Source organism: Terriglobus sp. YAF25 (genome assembly GCF_052113305.1).
GTDB lineage: Bacteria > Acidobacteriota > Terriglobia > Terriglobales > Acidobacteriaceae > Terriglobus.
In genome coordinates this window covers 1-2,577 of the sequence record NZ_JBFRCY010000668.1, presented here as the reverse complement: position 1 = coordinate 2,577, position 2,577 = coordinate 1, and the positions used below count along the sequence as shown (strand labels likewise).

Genomic DNA, 2,577 nt, shown 5'->3' with positions numbered 1-2,577 from the left:
GCCGTGGACTCCGGCGACCCATTGTGCGATGGCGAGGCCGAGGCCGCTGCTGCCTTCCTCTTGAGTTCTGGAGGGATCGACGCGGTAGAAGCGGTCGAAGATGCGTGGCAGAGCTTCGGGGGCGATGCCGATGCCGTTGTCCTGAACCTTGAGGTAGAGGTGCTGCGGGTCTGAGACGAGTGAGACCGTGATGGCTCCGTGCTCCGGCGTGTATTTGATGGCGTTATCGAGCAGGATGCCGACCATGCGCCGCAGCAGCGACGGATCGCCCAAGGTCCAGGCGTCGGGAGCGATGGTGGTCTGCAGTGTCTGATGTTTGAGGTCGGCCTTGGCGCGAAGATTATCCGTGACCTCGCAGACGAGCTCGGACAGCGGGACGAGCTGCATATCGATGTGCTGCTGCACCATGTCGGCGCGGGTAACGGCGAGCAGGTCCTGCAGCAGGCGGGATGTGGCTTCGCACTCGGTGGTGATGGTGCGAAGCGCGGCGCGGTACTCTTCCGCCGTGCGTTTGCGATGCAGCGCGAGCGAAGCCGTGGTGAGCATGACGGTGATGGTCGTGCCCAGGTCGTGCGAGATATCTTCGGTGAACTGCGTCAGCCGGCTGACGGCGATATGGAGGCGTTCGAGCAGCTCGTTCCAGGTTTCGGCGAGTACCTGCAGCTCATCGGAGGTGTTGGGTACGGGAAGCCTGCGTTGCAGATCATGAATGCCGATGCTGCGGGCTTCGGCGGTCATCCGGCGAACGGGCCGAAGGGCGCGATCGCTGAGAACGAAGCCGCCGACGGCTGAGGCAATCAGCAGCAGCGGGCAGAAGAGCAGATAGGAGTTGCGAACGTTCTCCATCATCTCAGCATGTTCATCGATCTTGCCGGAGAGGGAGAGCCGCAGCTTGCGGCCATCCATGGTGACAACGTGGTTGAGCGTGCGTATGGAATGGCCGTACTGTCGAACCAGGCTGGAGCATCGTTCGATGCAGGGTCGATTGGGCCACGGCACTTTAAGCGCGGACGAGCCGGGTGAGGAATAGATGGGGGTGCCGTCGAGCTCGTAGACCTGGATGATGTCGGTTGCGGCGATGGCGATGCTTAGACGGTCGAGCTTTTCGGTCAGCGAGAGGGTCTTATCCTTCTCCGGCCAGGTCTCGATAAAACGAACGAAGCGTTCTTTCCGCGCCTGCATGGTGGCTTGCCTTGATGTTTCGAGGGCATAGTTCATGTAGACGTACGAGAAGCAGCCGAGGCAGACCATGGAGATCAGCGCGAAGACGGTGTAGAGGACCGCCAGCTTGAGGCGCAACGACCTCAGCGTGAGCTTCATCGCGACGAGGCCAGCATGTAGCCGAGCGAGCGAGCCGTACGGATCATGCTCTCCTCTCCCTTGATGTCGATCTTCGAGCGCAGGCTGTGGATGTAGAAGTCGACGTTGCCGTCGCTGACATCGGCATCGAACGACCAGCCAGCTTCGCGAAGCTGATTGCGGGTGACGACCTTGTTGGCGCGCCGCATGAGCAGTTCGAGCAGAGCGTACTCCTTGCGCGTGAGCGTGATCTCGTTGTCATCGCGGCGAACGGTGTGGCTGTCGCTGTCGAGATGAAGATTGCCGACGGAGATGACGTTGGATTSCAGCTCGGGTCGGCGTCTACCCATGGCGCGGACACGGGCAAGGAAGACCGGGATCTGGAAGGGCTTGGTGAGGTAGTCGTCGGCACCGAGGTTGAGGCCATGCACGATGTCGGGCATGGAATCTTTTGCCGTCAGCATCAGGATGGGGACGACACACTTGGAGGACCGCGCTTCCTTGAGTACAGAGAAGCCATCCAGGCCCGGAAGCATGACGTCGAGCACGGCGACATGAAAGGGCGCGCAAAGCAACAGGTCGCGGCCTTCATCCCCGCGTTCCGCAACGGTAACCTGATGGCCGTCTTCCACCAGGCTTTGCCGAAGCACACCGCTCAGACGCCGATTGTCTTCAACTACCAGAACATTCATCGCTGTTTCTTGATTACACCCTCCGCCTGTGTTTAGGGGGCGTGGATGTGTGAATTCCCTGTAACAGAGCGGGGTTTCTAAGGCTGATCTAAGAAGAAGCCGCTTGAATCAGGCTCATCGGCGAACAGAAGAAGAGTTTTGCATAGAGCGGAACGACGCGCTCTGTCTGCCAGCCGACAGGACTGTCCCTTTTTCATCCCTATTCAGGAGAGCAGAATGCAAACGTTTGTTCGTAAGGCCGTCATCGCTATCGCTTTGGGCGCGGGAGTCTCGTCCGTGTCTGTTTTTGCCCAGTCGCAGGATCCCAGCACCTACATGCATGTGCATGCGCCATTTGCGCAGTCGCTGGTGATGAAGGTGAAGGCGGCGCACGATGCCGACCTAATAAAGCTCGGCCTGCATGCCACGCCGCCGGGAGAGACCGACAACGTCATCATCGCCAATATCACTGCGTCGAAGATCGGCAAGAAGTCGTCGGCTGCTGACATGGAGAAGCTTGCAAAGCAGCAACCGATTGCTGTGCGCCTGGACAAGGACAAGACCTTCGATCTTCTGATTCCGATCACCGATGCCAAGGGACGCGACC

3 protein-coding genes are annotated in these 2,577 nt (G+C 59.8%); 1 reads left to right on the top strand and 2 read right to left on the bottom strand.

What is annotated here, in order from left to right; translation table 11 throughout:
• Nucleotides 1-1,320 (bottom strand): ATP-binding protein (locus AB4043_RS22095; RefSeq protein WP_442308108.1); only part of this gene is annotated, 1,320 nt, incomplete at its 3' end.
• Entirely contained in the window at nt 1,317-1,991 is a 675-nt protein-coding gene (locus AB4043_RS22090) for a response regulator transcription factor (RefSeq protein WP_442308107.1), read from the bottom strand. The genes AB4043_RS22090 and AB4043_RS22095, both read right to left, overlap by 4 nt.
• Nucleotides 1,992-2,207: 216 nt before the next feature.
• On the opposite strand from AB4043_RS22090, the gene AB4043_RS22085 reads away from it, so the two are divergent.
• Nucleotides 2,208-2,577, top strand: a 370-nt coding sequence (locus AB4043_RS22085) for a hypothetical protein (protein WP_442308106.1), incomplete at its 3' end; no start/stop codon positions are given.